The organism is Heyndrickxia ginsengihumi (assembly GCF_011008565.1).
GTDB lineage: Bacteria > Bacillota > Bacilli > Bacillales > Bacillaceae_C > Weizmannia > Weizmannia ginsengihumi.
This window is the reverse complement of record NZ_JAAIWK010000004.1, coordinates 132,424-152,035: the sequence shown is the minus strand read 5'-3', so window position 1 is coordinate 152,035 and position 19,612 is coordinate 132,424. Positions and strand designations below refer to the sequence as shown.

The 19,612-nt window shown below is 36.6% G+C and carries 17 protein-coding genes and 1 tRNA gene; 2 read left to right on the top strand and 16 right to left on the bottom strand.

Features of this window, described 5'->3' with window-relative positions:
* Window positions 1-80: 80 nt before the first annotated feature.
* The 10 genes from rnr to rpoN all read right to left on the bottom strand — a co-directional run bounded on the left by rnr (window position 81) and on the right by rpoN (window position 12,619).
* Window positions 81-2,366 (bottom strand): ribonuclease R, encoded by a 2,286-nt coding sequence (gene rnr / locus G4D61_RS04555; protein ID WP_025727114.1) that lies wholly within the window; start codon window positions 2,364-2,366, stop codon window positions 81-83.
* Window positions 2,367-2,394: 28 nt separating this feature from the next.
* Window positions 2,395-3,141, bottom strand: a complete 747-nt coding sequence (locus G4D61_RS04550) for an alpha/beta hydrolase (RefSeq protein WP_035353085.1) — start codon at window positions 3,139-3,141, stop codon at window positions 2,395-2,397.
* Between the two features lie 154 nt (window positions 3,142-3,295).
* Window positions 3,296-3,529: a preprotein translocase subunit SecG gene (secG, locus tag G4D61_RS04545; protein ID WP_025727116.1), complete on the bottom strand. Its 234-nt coding sequence runs from the start codon at window positions 3,527-3,529 to the stop codon at window positions 3,296-3,298.
* A 174-nt stretch (window positions 3,530-3,703) separates the two neighbouring features.
* Window positions 3,704-4,996 (bottom strand): phosphopyruvate hydratase, encoded by a 1,293-nt coding sequence (gene eno / locus G4D61_RS04540; RefSeq protein WP_025727117.1) that lies wholly within the window; start codon window positions 4,994-4,996, stop codon window positions 3,704-3,706.
* Window positions 4,997-5,029: 33 nt separating this feature from the next.
* Entirely contained in the window at window positions 5,030-6,565 is a 1,536-nt protein-coding gene (gpmI, locus tag G4D61_RS04535) for a 2,3-bisphosphoglycerate-independent phosphoglycerate mutase (protein ID WP_025727118.1), read from the bottom strand.
* A complete protein-coding gene (gene tpiA, locus G4D61_RS04530; RefSeq protein ID WP_025727119.1) occupies window positions 6,558-7,319 on the bottom strand; it encodes a triose-phosphate isomerase in 762 nt (253 codons plus the stop codon). The genes gpmI and tpiA overlap by 8 nt, the downstream gene beginning before the upstream one ends.
* Window positions 7,320-7,359: 40 nt before the next feature.
* Window positions 7,360-8,544 carry a phosphoglycerate kinase gene (locus G4D61_RS04525; protein ID WP_025727120.1) on the bottom strand — a complete coding sequence of 395 codons (1,185 nt, stop codon included), beginning with the start codon at window positions 8,542-8,544 and terminating at the stop codon, window positions 7,360-7,362.
* A 109-nt stretch (window positions 8,545-8,653) separates the two neighbouring features.
* Window positions 8,654-9,661: a type I glyceraldehyde-3-phosphate dehydrogenase gene (gene gap / locus G4D61_RS04520; protein WP_025727121.1), complete on the bottom strand. Its 1,008-nt coding sequence runs from the start codon at window positions 9,659-9,661 to the stop codon at window positions 8,654-8,656.
* Window positions 9,662-9,739: 78 nt separating this feature from the next.
* Window positions 9,740-10,771: a sugar-binding transcriptional regulator gene (locus G4D61_RS04515; protein WP_025727122.1), complete on the bottom strand. Its 1,032-nt coding sequence runs from the start codon at window positions 10,769-10,771 to the stop codon at window positions 9,740-9,742.
* 507 nt (window positions 10,772-11,278) lie between these two features.
* Entirely contained in the window at window positions 11,279-12,619 is a 1,341-nt protein-coding gene (rpoN, locus tag G4D61_RS04510) for an RNA polymerase factor sigma-54 (protein ID WP_025727124.1), read from the bottom strand.
* Window positions 12,620-12,999: 380 nt separating this feature from the next.
* Between rpoN and G4D61_RS04505 the strand changes: the two genes are divergently transcribed.
* Window positions 13,000-13,443: a hypothetical protein gene (locus G4D61_RS04505; RefSeq protein WP_025727125.1), complete on the top strand. Its 444-nt coding sequence runs from the start codon at window positions 13,000-13,002 to the stop codon at window positions 13,441-13,443.
* A gap of 306 nt (window positions 13,444-13,749) precedes the next feature.
* Here G4D61_RS04505 and G4D61_RS04500 read toward each other — a convergent pair.
* Window positions 13,750-13,821, bottom strand: a tRNA-Arg gene (locus tag G4D61_RS04500).
* 410 nt (window positions 13,822-14,231) lie between these two features.
* On the opposite strand from G4D61_RS04500, the gene clpP reads away from it, so the two are divergent.
* A complete protein-coding gene (gene clpP / locus G4D61_RS04495; protein ID WP_081749957.1) occupies window positions 14,232-14,861 on the top strand; it encodes an ATP-dependent Clp endopeptidase proteolytic subunit ClpP in 630 nt (209 codons plus the stop codon).
* A 216-nt stretch (window positions 14,862-15,077) separates the two neighbouring features.
* Here the strand turns inward: clpP and G4D61_RS04490 are convergent, their stop codons facing one another.
* From G4D61_RS04490 to G4D61_RS04470, 5 genes are all read right to left on the bottom strand, one after another.
* On the bottom strand, window positions 15,078-15,332 hold the full coding sequence (locus G4D61_RS04490; RefSeq protein ID WP_025727128.1) for an HPr family phosphocarrier protein: 255 nt from the start codon (window positions 15,330-15,332) through the stop codon (window positions 15,078-15,080).
* Window positions 15,333-15,405: 73 nt separating this feature from the next.
* Window positions 15,406-16,383 (bottom strand): DNA-binding protein WhiA, encoded by a 978-nt coding sequence (whiA, locus tag G4D61_RS04485; RefSeq protein ID WP_025727129.1) that lies wholly within the window; start codon window positions 16,381-16,383, stop codon window positions 15,406-15,408.
* A 129-nt stretch (window positions 16,384-16,512) separates the two neighbouring features.
* A complete protein-coding gene (locus G4D61_RS04480; RefSeq protein ID WP_025727130.1) occupies window positions 16,513-17,481 on the bottom strand; it encodes a gluconeogenesis morphogenetic factor MgfK in 969 nt (322 codons plus the stop codon).
* On the bottom strand, window positions 17,481-18,365 hold the full coding sequence (gene rapZ, locus G4D61_RS04475; RefSeq protein ID WP_025727131.1) for an RNase adapter RapZ: 885 nt from the start codon (window positions 18,363-18,365) through the stop codon (window positions 17,481-17,483). The genes G4D61_RS04480 and rapZ overlap by 1 nt, the downstream gene beginning before the upstream one ends.
* A gap of 344 nt (window positions 18,366-18,709) precedes the next feature.
* Window positions 18,710-19,168, bottom strand: coding sequence for an NUDIX hydrolase (locus tag G4D61_RS04470; RefSeq protein WP_025727132.1), 459 nt, complete (start codon window positions 19,166-19,168; stop codon window positions 18,710-18,712).
* Window positions 19,169-19,612 lie beyond the last annotated feature (444 nt).

The window sequence follows — 19,612 nt, the reverse complement described above, 5'->3', positions numbered from 1 at the left end:
TTCATTGACGAAGGGACGAACACCACAATCCAAATCTAAAACATAGAGCGAACTCATAGATTGTATGTGGTGTTTGACCCTTATTTACGTTTTGCTTTTCTTTTTTTATTTTTCTTTTTCGGCGGTCTTGTTGACCACTCTTCTTTATGTTCCCGCTTGTCTTTTTTATCGCCCTTTGCTGATCTTACTTTGACAATTTTTTTCGGCCGATCTTGCGGTGCTTTCTTTTGATTATTTTTCATTCCGACAATTTCAAAGTCAATATTGCGTTCTTCTTTGTTCACATTGACGACACGGATCGTAATTTCATCACCAATACGAAAAACATTTCCAGTTTTTTCACCAATCATTGCAAATTGACGGTCATTAAAATGATAATAGTCATCCGTCATATAGCTGACATGGACAAGACCTTCAATCGTATTTGGCAGTTCAACAAACATACCGAAATTCGTAACAGAACTAATGATGCCATCATAGACTTCACCAATTTTGTCTTCCATAAATTCAGCCTTTTTCAGCTCATCAGTATCACGTTCCGCATCAACTGCTCTACGTTCCATTTTTGATGCATGGTCAGCGATTTCTTGTAAGCTTGCATTCCATTTTTCCTTCGTATGTTCATCAAGTTTGCCTTCAATTAAATACGTACGAATTAAACGATGTACGATTAAATCAGGATAACGGCGAATTGGCGACGTAAAATGTGTATAAAACTTTGTAGATAAACCAAAGTGTCCAATACAATCAGGATTATATTTTGCTTGTTGCATAGAGCGCAACATCACAGTTGAAACAACCATTTCTTCTGGCTGACCTGCTACCTTATCTAAAATATCTTGTAAGGCACGTGGGTGAACTGAGTTAGCTGTACCACGAACAATTAGCCCGAAATTTGTAATAAATTCAAAAAATCGTTGCAGTTTATCTTCCTTTGGATCTTCGTGAATTCGATACATAAACGGAACATCGAGCCAATAAAAATGCTCTGCGACTGTTTCATTTGCTGCCAGCATGAATTCTTCGATTAATTTTTCAGCAACAGAACGCTCACGAATCACGACATCTGTCGGCTTTCCTTCTTCATTTACAAGCACTTTTGCTTCCTTAAAATCAAAATCAATTGCCCCGCGGCTCATTCTTTTATGCCGTAAAACTTCAGCAAGCTCTGCCATTGTTTTAAACATTGGGACAAGTGATTCATACCTTTGCATCGTTTCTTGATCATGATCAACCAAAATTTTATTAACATCTGCATAGGTCATTCGCTCTGTCGTTTTGATTATACTTTCAAAAATTTCATGTTTCACTACAGTACCGGTTTCGTCAATTTCCATTTCACATGAAAGTGTAAAACGATTTACCTTCGGATTAAGTGAACAAATTCCATTTGATAACCGATGTGGAATCATTGGAATAACACGGTCTACTAAATAAACACTTGTACCTCGTTCAAATGCTTCACGATCAATCGGCGATCCTTCCTGAACATAATGGCTGACATCAGCGATATGGACACCTAATTTATAGTTTCCATTTGCTAGTTTTTGCACGGTTACAGCATCGTCCAAATCTTTTGCATCTGCTCCATCAATGGTTACAATTACTTGATCTCTTAAGTCGCGGCGATTACCAATTTCATTTTCATCAATTTCTTCCGGAACAGCATTTGCCTGTTCAAGTACCTCTTCAGGAAAAGCTTGTGGCAATCCATGTTTATAAATAATCGATAAAATATCAACACCAGGATCATTTTTATGCCCTAATATTTGAATAACTTCTCCTTCGGCACTTTTTGTACCTTCTGGATACGAGGTAAGGTGCACAATTACTTTATGCCCTTCTACAGCTCCACCATTGGCACTTTTCGGAATAAAAATATCACTGCCAAATTTTTTATCATCCGGAATAACGAAGCCAAAATGTTTACTTTCGACATACGTTCCAACAATCTCCTGCTGGCCGCGTTCAAGTATTCGGACAATGGTCCCTTCTTGTCTTTGCCCCGAGCTTTTTCTCGAAACACGAACGATAACAGTGTCTCCATTTAGCGCATTATTCGTTTCATGTGGCGGGATGAAAATATCATCAAGCCCCTGCTCATCTGGCGAAACAAATGCAAATCCTTTTGGATGACCAATAAATTTACCACGAACTAAGTTCATTTTTTCAGGTAAACCGTAACGATTGCTTCGTGTTCTAACAACAAGTCCCTTTTCTTCCATATGCACGAGCGCTTTTACAAAATCTTTAAAGTCTGCAGAAGAAGTAATATTCATCGCCTGTTCCAATTCTTGAACAGTCAAAGGCTTATAACTTTCTTCTTTCATATAAGATAATATTTGTTCTATTAATTCTTGCTCCATCAAAATTCCCTCCTTTTATCGGGAGTGATTAAACTGTCCAATCTAGTGATTCAAGAAATTCATAAACATCTTCATGAAGCTGTTCTTTTTCTTGATCGAGTGTAATAACATGGCCTGATTGTTCATACCATTTAATTTGCTTTTGTACTGATTCAACTTCATTATAAATAATATTAGCGCTCTCTGTATTTATCATATGGTCATTTCTTGCTTGTACAACAAAAGTAGGTGCATAAATTAAATCAACATGTGCCCGTACGTCCGCAATTAATTGTTGCAGGGTCTGCAGCGTATTCATCGGTGTCCTTTTAAACTCTTCTATTTCTTTTTCAATTTGCTCCTCGCTTTTTCCTTCGTACTTCTTAAATTGCCGAGCATATTGAATGACACCCTCATACATTGTTTCTTCGCTTTTAATATACATTGGCGCACACATTGGTATTATTCCCTTTACAGGTAAAGTGTAACCCAATTTCAAGGAAAATACCCCACCTAATGACAAACCAGCGACAGCAATTTCTTTGTAGCCTCTACTTTTTAAATGCTCATATCCGTTCAAAACATCTTGCCACCAATCTTTTGGACCAGTTGAGACGAGCTCCTCAGGTGGTACACCGTGTCCTTTATAATGCGGTGCATGTGATGTATATCCTTTTTTCTCTAAAAATCTACCGAGCATACGGACATCTGCAGAATTTCCTGTAAAACCATGTAAAAGGAGTACAGCTCTTTTCCCTGCTTCGAACGTAAACGGTTTTGGTAAAACGATTTTCATAGATCAAAGCCCCTTTATCACGCGTTCAATTCTTTTTTGGCAACTAAGTTTATTGTTACAAACAAAGGAGAAAGTTTCCAGTAATATGTTTACATAGGAAAACATAATCGTAAAAAAAACCCTGACCGACTGTGGTCAGGAATGAAGATATCAATTATAAGTCATAATACGCAATTCCCATTGCAAGTAAAAAGAAAAGCACCGCTAATACAATCGTAATCCGATGCAACACTAAATCAATTCCACGTACTTTTTGCTTTCCAAAAAGCTGTTCCGCACCTCCAGAAATTGCTCCAGATAAGCCGGCACTTTTTCCAGACTGCAATAGTACAAGGGCAATTAGGAAAATTGCATCAATAATTAACAAAGTCACTAATAATGTATGCACGAAAGACACACCTCCTGCAACGAACCATACGTTAATTTTGAGTTTATCATATTGCTTCATGAACTGCAATACGGGACGTGCATCACCTTTTTGCAGAGTATAGAGATTTTGTAATAAAAAAGCTGCTTGCTTCCTAAATAATAACTAGGAAGCAAACAGCTCAATGATTAGCCATTATTTTTTTAGGTTGTAGAAAGTTTGATGTCCTAAGAACTCAGAAGTTTCACCTAATTGATCTTCAATGCGAAGTAATTGGTTATATTTCGCAACACGGTCAGTACGTGAAGGAGCACCAGTTTTAATTTGACCAGCGTTTGTAGCAACAGCAATATCAGCAATTGTGCTGTCTTCAGTTTCACCAGAACGGTGAGAAATAATTGCTGTGTAGCCAGCGCGTTTAGCCATTTCAATTGCATTGAAAGTTTCAGTTAATGTACCAATTTGGTTAACCTTGATAAGGATTGCATTACCAACACCTTGTTCGATACCACGAGCAAGTTTTTCAGTGTTTGTAACGAATAAGTCATCACCAACAAGTTGAACTTTTTTACCAATGCGTTCTGTAAGAAGTTTATGACCTTCCCAGTCGTTTTCATCTAAACCATCTTCAATTGAGATGATTGGGTATTTAGCAGTAAGTTCTTCATACCAAGCAACCATTTCTTCAGAAGTTAAGGCTTTTCCTTCTCCTGTTAAATGATATTTTTTATCTTCATCACTGTAAATTTCAGAAGATGCTACGTCCATAGCAAGAAGTACTTCTTCACCTGGTTTGTAGCCAGCTTTTTCGATTGCTTCAATGATTGTAGAAAGAGCTTCTTCGTTAGATTTTAAGTTTGGAGCGAAACCACCTTCATCACCAACAGCAGTATTGTAACCTTTAGCTTTTAATACTGATCTAAGGCTATGGAAAATTTCAGCACCCATGCGTAATGCTTCTTTGAAGTTTGGAGCACCAGCAGGCATGATCATGAATTCTTGAATGTCCACATTGTTATCAGCGTGAGCACCACCATTTAAGATGTTCATCATTGGAACTGGTAATTGTTTTGCATTGAATCCACCAAGGTATTGGTATAAAGGTACTTCTAAGAAGTCTGCAGCTGCACGAGCAACAGCTAAAGAAACACCAAGGATTGCATTAGCGCCTAATTTACCTTTGTTGTCTGTTCCATCAAGTTCGATCATAGCTTTATCGATTGCAACTTGATCAGTTACATCAAAACCAATAATTGCTTCAGCGATTACTTCGTTAACGTTTTTAACAGCAGTTTCTACACCTTTACCTAAGTAACGGTTTTTGTCGTTGTCGCGAAGTTCTACTGCTTCATATTCACCAGTAGATGCACCACTTGGTACTAATGCGCGGCCGAATGCGCCTGATTCAGTATAAACTTCAACTTCAACAGTTGGATTACCGCGGGAATCTAGTACTTCACGTGCGTAAATTTCAGTAATAATTGACATAATCATTTCTCTCCTTTTAATTGGGACAAACCCTTAATGTTTTATTAAAGTAGAACCAGTCATTTCTGCTGGCTTTTCGATACCTAGTAGGTCAAGCATTGTAGGTGCTAAATCACCTAGAATACCGCCGCTACGGAGTTCGACACCTTTTTTCGTAACGATAACAGGAACTGGATTTGTTGTATGTGCTGTCATTGGTTTACCTTCAGGAGTTACCACTTCATCAGAGTTACCATGGTCAGCCGTAATAATAGCAGTCCCACCTTTTTCTAAAATCAAATCGACAATTTTTCCAAGACACTCATCAACTGTCTCAATTGCTTTAATTGTTGGTTCAAGCATACCTGAATGTCCAACCATATCAGGGTTAGCAAAGTTGAGAATAATTGCATCCTGTTTGTCATTTTGAATTTGATCTAACAATGCATCTGTTACTTCATAAGCACTCATTTCAGGTTTTAAGTCGTAAGTAGCTACTTTTGGCGAGTTAATTAGAATTCTTGTTTCACCAGGGAATTCCTCTTCACGACCACCACTCATAAAGAAAGTAACATGTGGATATTTTTCAGTTTCGGCAATACGCAATTGTCTTAAACCATTTTGGGATAATACTTCACCGATCGTATTATCTAAATTAACAGGTTTAAATGCTACATATCCATCGACTGTTTCTGAAAAATGTGTCATACATACGAAGTACAAGTCTTTCGGATGTTTTGGTCCACGATCAAATGAACGAAAATCTTCGTTTGTAAAAGTATTCGAAATTTGAATCGCACGGTCCGGACGGAAATTGTAGAAAATCACTGAATCGTTATCTTGAATAGTTGCAACTGGTGTACCATCTTCTTTTGTAATAACAGATGGAATAACGAATTCGTCATAGATTCCTTTTTCATAAGAATCTTTCACAACTTCAAGTGGATCTGTATAAGCAGGTCCTTCACCATAAACCATTGCACGATAAGATTTTTCTACACGATCCCAACGTTTGTCACGGTCCATCGAATAATAGCGGCCAGAGATTGTTGCAAACTCTCCAACACCGTATTCTTTAAATTTTTCTTGTGTTTCCTTAATATATTTTTCAGCTGTTTTTTGACCAACATCACGACCGTCTAGAAAAGCATGTACATACACTTTTTTAAGACCATGATCAGCAGCTAATTTCAATAAGGCAAACATATGATTAATATGACTATGCACACCGCCGTCAGATAAAAGTCCAAACAAATGAAGAGCTTTATCGTTCTTTTTAGCGTGTTCAATAGCGCCTAAAAATGTATCGTTTTTAGAAAATTCACCTTCACGGATCGCAATATTCACGCGTGTTAAGCTTTGATACACAATACGGCCTGCACCGATATTTAAATGGCCAACTTCTGAGTTCCCCATTTGACCTTGTGGAAGACCAACAGCTTCACCAGAAGCAGTCAATTGATTGTGCGGAAATTCATTCCAATAACGATCGAAATTCGGTTTTTTCGCTTGTGCTACGGCATTACCTTGGACAGTATTACGAAGTCCAAAACCATCTAGAATAATGAGTGCAACAGGTGCTTTACTCATGGCTTACCGCCTCCAATAGTTGTAAATAAGATTGAGCTTCAAGACTAGCTCCACCTACTAATGCACCATCGATGTCTGGCTGTTGCATGTATTCTTTAATGTTGCCAGGTTTTACACTGCCACCGTATTGAATACGAACAGCATCTGCAACATTTTGAGAAAATTGTTCAGCAATTACGGAACGAATATGGGCACAAACTTCATTTGCATCTGCAGCTGTTGAAGATTTTCCTGTTCCAATTGCCCAAATTGGTTCATATGCAACGACAGTTTGTTTTGCTTGTTCATCTGTAAGGCCTTCAAAAGCAGCTTTTACTTGAGAACCGACAAATGACATTGTTTCATTGTTTTCGCGTTGTTCAAGCGTTTCACCAACACAAACGATTGGGATTAACTTATGAGCAAAGGCAGCTTTTACCTTTTTGTTTACAGCCTCATCTGTTTCGTTAAACATTTCACGGCGTTCTGAATGTCCTAAGATTACATAATCAACATGTAAATCTTCTAAAGCTACTGGACTAATTTCACCTGTAAAAGCGCCGCTTTCTTCAAAATGCATATTTTGAGCACCGATTTTAACATCAGAACCGCTTGTCACTTCCACTAAACGTTCTAAAAATAATGCTGGAGCACAAATGACACTGTCAACAACAGATGCTTTTGGCACTAAACTTTTCACTTCTTCTGCAAAAGTTTTTGCTTCTGACAATGTTTTATTCATTTTCCAGTTTCCTGCGATAATTGGTTTACGCATTAGAGCACTTCCTTTCTCTTTCCCAAAATGAGAAAGCAGCTTATTTATCGTTTAAAGCATTTACGCCTGGAAGAACTTTACCTTCCATAAATTCAAGTGATGCACCGCCACCTGTAGAAATATGGCTCATCTTATCAGCAAGATGGAATTTTTCAACTGCTGCAGCTGAGTCACCACCACCGATCACACTGTATGTGTCTTTCGCGTCAGCTAATGCTTGGGCAACACCTTTTGTTCCGTTTGCGTATGCATCCATTTCGAATACTCCCATTGGTCCGTTCCAAATAACAAGTTTTGAGTCTTGGATGACTTTTTTGTACAACTCAATTGTTTTTGGTCCGATATCAAGACCTTCCCAATCAGCAGGGATTTCTTCAATAGCTACCACCTTTTTATTAGCTGTTTCTGAGAAGTCATCTGCAACAACAGCATCAACAGGCATATAGAAGTTGACATTTTTTTCTTTTGCTTTTTCAATGAAAGATTTAGCAAGATCAATTTTATCTTCTTCAAGTAAAGACTTACCAACTTCATAACCTTGTGCTTTAACAAATGTATAAGCAAGGCCGCCACCAATAATGAGGTTATCGACGATATCAAGAAGGTTTTCAATGACACCAATTTTGTCTTTAACTTTTGCACCGCCAATGATTGCAGTGAATGGACGATCTGGATTAGAAAGAGCTTTACCAAGAACATCTAATTCTTTTTGCATTAAGAAACCAGAAACTGCTGGTAAATAATGTGCAATACCTTCTGTTGAAGCATGGGCACGGTGTGCAGCACCAAATGCATCATTAACATAGATATCAGCTAACTCAGCAAATGCTTTCGCTAATTCTGGATCATTCTTTTCTTCTCCAGGATAGAAGCGAACATTTTCAAGTAAAAGAACATCGCCATCGTTCATATTGCTAATTTCAGCTTTAACAGTGTCACCGAAAGCTTCATCAGCTTTTTTCACATCTTTATTAAGCAATTCGCTAAGACGCTTTGCTACTGGAGTAAGTCTTAGTTCCTCTACTACTTGGCCTTTTGGACGACCTAAGTGACTAGCTAAGATTACTTTTGCACCATGATCGATTAAGTATTGGATTGTTGGTAGGGCAGCGCGAATTCTTGTTTCATCTGTAACTTGTCCATCTTTCAATGGAACGTTAAAGTCAACACGGCAGAACACACGTTTACCTTGCAATTCAACGTCTTTAATAGATTTTTTGTTCATGACTGTCGAACCTCCTTTTAATTGGCAAGCAATATGTAAAAAGGGAGTGGGGATTCTTCCCCGCTCCCCTTTAATTGCTCTTTACATAGTTTTAATTGTTTCTAGAGAATTATAGACCTTTAGAAGCAATGTAATCTACTAAGTCAACTACACGGTTAGAGTAACCAGTTTCGTTATCGTACCAAGAAATAACTTTAACCATGTTATCTTCAAGAGTCATAGTAGATAAAGCATCAATTGTAGAAGAAGCAGTTACACCGTTGAAGTCTTTAGATACAAGTGGTTCTTCAGTGTAAGCAAGAATTCCTTTTAATTCACCTGTAGCAGCTTCTTTTAATGCAGCGTTAACTTCTTCAACTGTTACGTTTTTGTCAAGTTCAGCAACTAAGTCAACTACAGAAACGTTTGAAGTAGGAACACGCATAGCCATACCGTTTAATTTACCTTTTAATTCAGGTAATACTAATGCAACAGCTTTAGCAGCACCAGTAGTTGTAGGAATGATGTTTTCAGCAGCTGCACGCGCACGACGGTAGTCTTTGTGTGGTAAGTCAAGAATTTGTTGGTCATTTGTGTATGAGTGAACAGTAGTCATCATACCGCGTTTGATACCAAATTTTTCATGTAATACTTTAGCAAATGGAGCTAAGCAGTTAGTAGTACAAGAAGCGTTAGAGATTACGCTATGTTGTGCTGGATCATATTTGTCTTGGTTAACACCCATAACGATTGTAATATCTTCGTTGCTAGCTGGTGCAGAAATAACAACTTTTTTAGCACCTGCTTCTAAGTGTTTTGCTGCATCGTCACGGTTTGTGAAACGACCAGTAGATTCAACAACTACTTCTACACCAAGTTTGCCCCAACCTAATTGAGCTGGATCGCGTTCTGCAAGAACTTTGATTTTTTGACCGTTAACAACGATTGAATCTCCATCAACAGATACTTCTTGTTCAAGAGTACCATGTACAGTGTCATATTTTAATAAGTGTGCAAGCATTTTTGCATCTGTTAAGTCATTTATAGCAACTACTTCTACGTTAGGATTATTTAATGAAGCACGGAACACATTACGTCCAATACGACCAAATCCGTTAATACCAACTTTAACTGTCATTTTTGTTTCCTCCTTAAAAATGAAAATAATAGTTTTATTTTATATATTTCAAAAGGGAAATCCCTTTTAAAAACAAATTTAAGAGCAAGCTAATATTTGTTTTGCTGCACCTTCATCTGTAATTAGCACAGTTGATTTTGGTTTGCTGTTTATGTAGGCTTTGATGGCCTTTGCTTTTGAAACGCCGCCCGCTACAGCAAGTACATGCTCGACATGAGGTAAATCTTTTAAATGCAACCCTATCGTTTGTACTCTATGAACAACTTCACCTTGTTCATTAAAGTAATAGCCAAATGCTTCACCTACAGCATGCCCTTGAAGAATTTTTTCCATTTCTTCGTCTTTTGTTTTTCGGCGTTTCGCCATCACTAGAGCATCGCCAATGCCATGCAACACAATATTTGCTTGTTTAATAAGAGTGAGCACTTCTTTGATAGAAGGTTCAGTGACAACTGATTTGTACACTTCTGGGCTTACTTGATCTGGAACATAGAGAACGCGATGTTTTCTACCAGATCTTTCTGCCATTTTGGCACAGATCGTATTTGCTTGATTTTCAACATCTTCCCCAATGCCACCTCTTGCGGCAACGAAGAGAACTTCTTGTTGATCGTTAGAAAAATCAGCAGTTAATGCATCTGCAACAGCTGCCATTGTCGTTCCACCAGTCACAGCGATTATATTGTTCCCAGTTAAGCATGCTTTCATTCTTAAAGCACATGCTCTTCCAAGTTCATTTTTTACCCAAGGCTCTTCATCGCTATTTCCTGGGACAACAATTACGTCTTCAAGGTTCAATTTCTTCTTCAACTGAACTTCTATTTCATTAATACCCGATATTTCTCTCATCATGATTTCCAATTCTTGTAAAAGCTTAGAACCCGTTTTTGTAATACTCATACCAGAAGATTTAATGTCAACAAGTTTTTGGCTTTTCAAAAATTCTACTTCACTTCTAAGTACTCGTTCTGAAAGCCCCATTGCTTGCGACAATGTTCTTCTTCCAACAGGCTCCATAAATGAAATGGATCGCAAAATTTGATAGCGTCTTTGCATTATTATTAAGAGATCAGGCAATAATTTTTTTTGAACCTCTATCAACGACAGCATAGATGATTACTCCTTCAATTTCCTGCACGGGTCGTATAAAGTCCCAGTAAGACGATTTACGTCCCACTCAGTCCTAAAAAAATAACCCTTGCAACGATTATTATTGTAGCAGGATAAATTTTGAATTTCAACTAAAAACAACTGTTTTTTCTATTAAAAACGCTATCTTTGTGTATCTTTTACACTTTGTTCATATATTATTCACCAGTTATTTTTTTGTTACGACAACGTTGACAAAGATTGCACATTTATTTTTTGAGGCTGGAACAAAACGCAAAAGTGGTAGCTAGCTAAAGACGAACATTGACAAATCAGCTCTGTAAATATAGGTAGACTCCTGCGGAAGGATAGGCATCGGTGATACCCCGCAGTGCTGCATGAGCACGAGGAGGCACACTAGCCTCCCGCGGAAAACGAAGGATATTTCCGCACCGAGGTTGGTGCGCAATATTCGGGTTTTCTTTAGTTAATATACTTTTGTCCCAGCCTCTAACAGTAAACCAAACGTTAATCATCATACCGTTTCCTTTTGGCTGAAGAAGGTATGTTTAATTGCTCTCTATATTTCGCTACAGTTCTGCGGGAAATAGCATAGCCTTCTTGATTTAAGAGATTTACAATCGCTTGATCTGATAACGGTTTTTTCTTATCTTCCTTGGCAATTAAATCAGAAATAGCCGTTTTAATTTGTGTGCTTGATGCTGAATCTTCTCCTGTTTCTGTGTGAATTGGCAAAGCATTTGAAAAAAACGACTTCAGTGGGAATGTGCCGAATGGCGTTTGTATATATTTTTCGCGAACAGCCCGGCTTACCGTTGATTCATGCATATCAATCATTTCAGATACTTCTTTCATTGTTAAAGGCTTAAGCTGTCCTTTCCCATATAAAAAGAAATCATGTTGTTTTTCCAATAAGATATTGCCAATTTTTAATAAAGTTTCTTTTCTACTCTGGATACTTTTTTGGATCCATCGATATTCTTGGACTTTTTCCTTTAAAAATTGGCTGACTTGCTCATCTTGTGATGCTGACATCATACTCGTATAATCTTCATTTAAACCTATCCGAGGCACAGCATGTTCTACAAGATATAGTTCTAGTTCCCCGTTATGATATTTCACCATTAAATCCGGGGTGATATATTGAGGTAAGTCATTAATAAATGGTGCTGCAGGCCTCGGATTTAATGTTTGTATATAGTCAGAAACCTTTTGTATATCTTGAATAGGAACATTGATAGCTTTCGCAATATGTTTCCACTTTTTATCAGCGAATTCTAAGAAATGATGTTCAATTACTTCTGACGCAATAGCTGGTGCTTTCGCATCCCGTGAAATTTGAATGAGCAAACATTCTTGCAATGAACGTGCTCCAATGCCTGCTGGATCTAACATTTGCAATATTTCCAATCCTTCTTGTGCTTCCTCTGTAGATACTTTCGCTTGTTTTGCTGCAGTTTCTACAGATATATTTAAATATCCATTTTCATCGAGATGATGTATATATAAGTGAATTATTTTAGCCATATTTTGTGGCAACGTTTTCAAATCTAACTGCATAAAAAGATGATCTTCAAGAGAATCCGTGCGATCGGCAATTTGCTCAATCCATAATTTATCTTGATTATCTTTACTTTTTTTCTTTTTGTTCATACTTGAAAAACGTGAATCTACTAGCTTCATATGTGTATTCGAAAGTTCAATTAGGGGATTCTCTTCAGCTTTTTCTTCAAGAAAAGATGTCAATTCCTGTGATGAAAATTGAAGCATTTCTATTGCTTGCTTTAAATCCTGAGTCATTGCCAATTTCATGGATTGTTTTTGCCATAACCCAACTTGAATATCCATAAGTTTTCCCCCTCTTTCTTTAATATACAATATTTATAAATGTATGTATATCATAGAATCTTTCAACTGTTTGATTTACATATATTACCATTCACATTTCTGACACTTACATACATATAGGATTTCTATTTAAAAAAAGACTGCCTTACGATCCATTTCTAATTGATTAATATATTCTATTCAAATAACGACGGTTTTTGTCTGTCCTGAATGTGACATAAGAAAATTAGATGTGAATTTCTATTTGCTCAAATATCATGCTCGTTGCATATACTTTATTATCTTTTTTCCAAACAGTAAAAAGATCATAAGGTATTTGAAGTCGAAAGTGGAAAAGCATCTACATGCTGATTTATCAATTTTCATAAGGAGGGATTTTTTTGGCATCACCACAAAAAAGCTCGACAAGTATTCCCTTTCCATCGGATTGGGGCATCCATGCCACTATTGCTGGTAGACCGATCATTTGGGGAGTGCTCACCCTTCATTCAATTACGAACAATAGGGTAAGTGGTACAATTAATTTTCGTGGAACCCCTATTCCAATTAACGGATATTGGAATGAAAGTAGTAAACAACTAACATTTCAAACACCATATGCTTCATTTTCCGGCCACCTAACTTTATTTGATGATGCCGGGATTCACATCCGGCATTTACTGTTTAGTGGCCCGCTCATAATGAACCCTCCGTCTTTGCAGGCTGGTGAACACGGAACATGGATCGCTACAACTAACACTAACCTTACTGGACCGCCTATTAAAGGTAATCTCCTTCCTCCTGCTGGTGTTTTTGTAACATCAAATTTACTTTATGGAAGATAAAAAATGGGGATTAAAAAAATTTTATATATACTTCATCAAAAAGTTCTGAATGAATCTAAAAGTCTCCAAATGTATTGTTACACAAGTATCCTCTGCTATTCTATAATGAAAATTATACAAAATATAAAAAATCCCTGCGTTATAAATATGCAGGGACGATTCTTATTGCTGTGTTCTCCGAAGCTTACCATTCGCTTTCCGCAGTCAGCTGAGCCGCTTCGTTGCTGCTCGAACTTAGAAATTGGAAAAATAGAAAAACCCCTACCGAAAAATAAATTCAATAGGGGTTTCATATTGATTTTTTAGCGCCCTCGGCAGGAATCGAACCCACATCTTAAGAACCGGAATCTCACGTGCTATCCGTTGCACCACGAGGGCATATTTATCGAACAATTATTAATTATAGTGGATATAACAGCTAATTGCAATACTTAATTTTGTTTAAATTACTGAAAAATTGGATAATATGGTATTCTATAGAAGAAAATGTTTCCAGTAGAAGTCTTATGGTCAATGATCAACATTATATGCTGTTTTCATAAGCTTTGTTGTTTTCTTTTCATACTATCCATAAAGTTGATTGGAGCGGGCTCAACATCTGCGCACAGAAAGCAGCATCCTGGAGCGGAAATTTAACAAAACAGCAATCTTTTGAAAGAAATCCAAAATTTATGAGAAAAATCAAGCGAATGGTTTGACCTTAATTGACCAATATTGTATGATTACAATACATAAGGATTATCATTAATCCCTATCTTATTGAACTCAAATGAAAACGATAAGAAAACATGAACCCGTTAAAGGAGGAAAAAAGAATGAATTTAATTCCTACAGTAATTGAACAAACGAATCGTGGAGAACGCGCATATGATATTTATTCCCGTTTATTAAAGGATCGTATTATTATGCTAGGTAGTGCAATTGATGATAACGTAGCTAACTCAATTGTTTCCCAATTATTATTTCTAGAATCAGAAAATCCGGAAAAAGATATATCCCTATATATTAACAGCCCTGGTGGCAGTGTAACAGCTGGTTTGGCTATTTACGATACAATGCAATTTATTAAGCCAGATGTCCAAACAATTTGTATTGGTATGGCTGCATCTATGGGTTCTGTATTATTAACAGCTGGTGCAAAAGGGAAACGCTATGCCCTTCCAAACAGTGAAGTAATGATTCACCAACCATTAGGCGGAGCACAAGGTCAAGCAACTGAAATCGAAATTGCTGCAAAACATATTCTCTTCACTCGTGAAAAATTAAATAAAATCTTATCAGATCATACAGGTCAACCAATTGAAGTGATTGAAAAAGATACTGATCGCGATAATTTCATGACTGCTGAAAAAGCAAAAGAATATGGATTAATCGACCATATCATTACACGTAATGAGCTAAAAGGAAATAATGAATAATCATGAATGATTAAGGATGCCCAAATACTTGGGTATCCTTATTTTATTTGTATTGGCACAAAGGCTTATAATAATTCAGTCCTATTCTTTATAACTACCTTTTTCATTCAGCAATTTTTTCACTGTTTCTCTTAACCGTAAAAACGAAGCAACTAGAAAATTAGTTCAAAAGAAAAATCCTACGAAAAAATCAATATCCTTCGTAGGATTTTTCTGTTAGCGATCTTCAATATATTTTTTTAGCTCTTCAAATGCTTCTTGCTCATCAGGACCGTCCACAATTAAAGTGATAACTGAACCATGCCCTACCGCAAGACTCATCAATCCCATAATACTTTTTACGTTTACTTTTTTCTCATCTTTTTCAAGAAATATTTCGGAAGCAAATCGATTTGCTTGCTGAACAAATAATGCTGCTGGTCGCGCTTGCAAACCATGCTTTAATTTAACTTCGACCTGTTCGACAATCATGTTACTCACCTCTCCTTTTTTAATGAGAGAGGAGATTGATTCCTCCCCCAAAACTTACATACAAATAGAGCAATTATTGGGATGTTTGTGTAGATTCGAATACAGTCTGATGATTCGAATCATTTGCTCGTAGTTTATCAGCAATTTCATCAATTTTACGCAAGCGGTGATTAATACCAGATTTGCTTATTTTGCCCCCCGATACCATCTCACCTAATTCCTTTAACGTAACATCTTGATGTGCTACCCGTAATTCAGCAATTTCTCTTAATTTGTCAGGTAATACTTGCAGGCCCACTGTTTCTTCTATATATCGAATATTTTCTACCTGCCTAAGAGCTGCACCAATTGTCTTATTTAAATTAGCTGTTTCACAATTCACTAGACGATTAACTGAATTGCGCATATCTCTTACAATTCGTACATCTTCAAAACGAAGAAGAGCATTATGTGCGCCAACAATGTTAAGAAATTCAGTGATTTTCTCTGCTTCTTTTAAATAGGTTATAAACCCTTTTTTTCTTTCGAGTGTTTTACTGTTCAATTGAAAAGCATTCATTAGCTTACAAAGAGAATCATTATGCTCCTTATAAAGTGAAAAGATTTCTAAATGATAAGAAGATGTTTCAGGATTATTGACAGATCCACCAGCAAGGAAGGCTCCGCGTAAATAGGAGCGCTTGCAGCATTTTTTCTTAATAAGATTTGGAGAAATATCTTGTATAAATGTAAAATTCTCACCTAGTATCTGTAAATCTTCCAATACTTCTTTTGCGCCTGCCTTAAGTCTGACAATATAAACGTTATTTTTCTTCAGGCGCATTTTTTTTCTAACTAATAATTCCACAGGAATATCATATAATCTTTTTACAAGGATGTAGATTCTCCGAGCAATCGCTGCATTTTCGGTTTGAACATTCACAACAAGCACTTTATTTGAAAAAGACAGGGAACCGTTCATACGAATAAGAGCGGATAATTCTGCCTTTGCACAACAATCTGTAACAGATAGATTCGTAAGTTCCTTTTTAATTTCTGAAGCAAATGACATCGCTCAGACCCCCTAAGAACAGTATAGAACGCGCCTTTCATTCGTTCGCTATCACTAATGTGATATTAAATAGGCTATTGAAGGGGACGCGATATGATCAACTATCATATTCATCCATGAACAATTCAATTATTTTCCATTACTTTTCAATAATGAATAAAGAATACTCGCTACTTTATTCGTATCATGACGAATATAGCCGTCCTCATAAGTGAGAATTCGATCTGAAATAATTTCCAATCCTAATTGTGATAATGCTTCAACATCATATATAACTGGCTTAGCTAATTCTTCACGGTATCGTTCTTGAATCGACACAGGGATTTCTTGATTATTAACTAAAATTTTATCGATACACGCATTTTTCATATGATCGATTAATACTTTAACATGATCACTTGCCGTAAAATCAAGTGTTTCCCCTGCTTGCGTCATTAAATTACATACATATACTTTTTTGGCTGAGGCATTACAAACCGCTTCACCTAATCCAGGAACAAGTAAACTAGGTAAAATACTTGTATATAAACTTCCTGGGCCAATGACAATTAAATCTGCTTCCTCAATTGCCTTTAACGTATGGGGTAATGGTGAGATCTTTTCTGGTGTTAAAAACACCCTTTTGATTTTTTTCCCTGAAAAAGGAATTTTCGATTCTCCAGAAACGATTGATCCATCTTCCATTTCCGCATGAAGAATAACACTTTGGTTAGCAGCTGGCAACACTTCTCCACGTACGTTTAGTACTTTACTGACTTCTTGAATGGCGTGCACGAAATCTCCAGTAATTGAGGTCAATGCCGCAATGATCAAATTTCCAAGAGAATGCCCCGACAATTCATTCTTCGTTTTAAAACGATGCTGAAACATCTGTTCAAAAAGAGGCTCAACATCCGATAATGCAGCTAATACATTGCGAATATCACCTGGAGATGGAATATTCATTTCATTGCGAATTCGACCAGAGCTCCCGCCATCATCTGCAACAGTCACGATCGCACTGATATCAACAGGATATTTTTTAATTCCTCTTAATAAAACAGGCAGCCCTGTTCCACCACCAATGATGACAATTCTTGGCTGTTTATTATCACTCATTAGTTCTTTTCCTTTCCCTTCATATCACGATGAGAAATTCTCGTATGATAATCTTTTTTAAAATACTGACCGATATATTCGGCTAGTGCAACTGAGCGATGTTGACCACCCGTGCACCCAATTCCAATAACAAGCTGGCTTTTTCCTTCTCGTTTATAATGCGGCAGCATAAAGGAAAGTAAATCTGTTAACTTGTTTGCAAATGTTTGTGTTTCATTCCATTTAAAAACATAATCATAAACTTCTTTATCTAGCCCTGTCTTTGGACGCATATGCTCAATATAAAAAGGATTTGGAAGAAAACGGACGTCAAAAACTAAATCACTATCAATTGGAATTCCATTTTTAAAACCAAACGATACAACATTAACCGTAAAAATAGGCTGTTTTTCCACGGAAAATTCCGTAATAATTTTTTCCCGTAATTCCCGGGGCTTCATCTTTGACGTATTTAAAATAATTTGTGATCGTCCTTTTAAGTCCTCTAAAAGCTTGCGTTCTTGTTGAATTCCCTCTAACGGTAAACTAGATGGCGCTAAAGGATGTGATCTTCGTGTTTCTTTATATCTTCGGACTAGCACAGAATCTTCGGCATCTAAAAAAATAATTTTTGGTGTAACCCATGCAATATGATCCAATTCATCTAGCGATTTAAACAGAAAATCAAAAAATTCACGACCGCGTAAATCCATAACAAGGGCTACTTTATTCATTTTATTACTTGTGTCTTTCATAAGTTCAAGAAACTTTGGTAAAAGTGTTGGTGGTAAATTATCTACACAGAAAAAGCCTAAATCTTCAAAGCTTTGAATAGCTACTGTTTTACCTGCTCCACTCATACCGGTAATGATCACGAGTTGTACTTTATCTAGTTCTGTATTCATTGTTTTTTCCCCCTATCGAAAGGAACAAAAGTTAAAAGCGACTCTCTTTTCATTTAAAGACAATGTTAAATCATGAGCTTACATTCTCCCACCAAGGCAGGAAGAACAGGCTTGTTTCGTTTTCGTTAAAAAGGAGGTAGTTGATATTCGCTCAAGGATACTCGTTTTCCGCGGGAGTCTCACTCCTTTCGCGCACATCAACAATATGAACAATTTGATGCCAAACAAAAAATTCACGAAAACAGCCTTAGTTTAAATGGGTACTATAGAGAATTGCTTATAGGCTTTTAGGTATGCTTTACACATAGTCCCAAAAAGCAGCAAGAATTAGCTTACGCTTATATTTAGCTGGGATCAAGTCGGTATGAAAGAAGTTCAAAATCAGGTGTATAAGTAAATTGGCCATAGATCATTTTACTACCTTGCACCATATAATCAAGAATATGATGATCGCCTTCTGCCATTGGTAAGTTTTTCATCTCATTCAGAGAATGCCATTGTAATATCCCTTCTGGTGACACTTCTAAATGAGTACCATCTCCTTCGGTAGCTAAAAAGGTAAACATCATCCATTCAGATACAACTTGATCCCCGTCTTTAATTAGAATCGTAAAAACCCCTTTTAATTCTGGGTTTTTAATATAAATTCCCGTTTCTTCACGAAATTCCCGGGTAATCGCTTCTCGTATCGATTCACCTTGTTCCATTTTCCCGCCTGGAGCTACCCACCAATTTCTTCGCGGCTTTTGTAATAATAAAACTTTATCATCTTTCATGTACACACAATTTGTAATACGCTGCAAATGATACACCTCAATTCCTCATTCATCTATTTGACAATCGCACAACTAAAAAGAGCATGTTTAAGTTAGTTCATGGTAAAGTTATATTTCCAATTTGAGAACATTTGATAAAAACGGACTGATACTTGCTTATATTATACTATTTATAAAACTCATGAACAATGAAAGAGATAGGCATGCTTTCAAGAAAAATCCAACTCATTTTCCTTTTTAAGAAGGCGTACGACGGAAATTGAATTAGATTTTTAGTTATACTCCATCATAGCTAAACGTCAATAAACAGAGTTCCGCTAATAACAGCAAATCAACTATAATTACCATTTACAGAACCTAGAAAAAAACATTTTTGTATTCGTTTATTGATATTACTAAAAAAAGAGCACAGATATACTGTGCTCAAGGAGAAATTTATTAAAAAGGGGGTTAATTTCTACATTATTATCG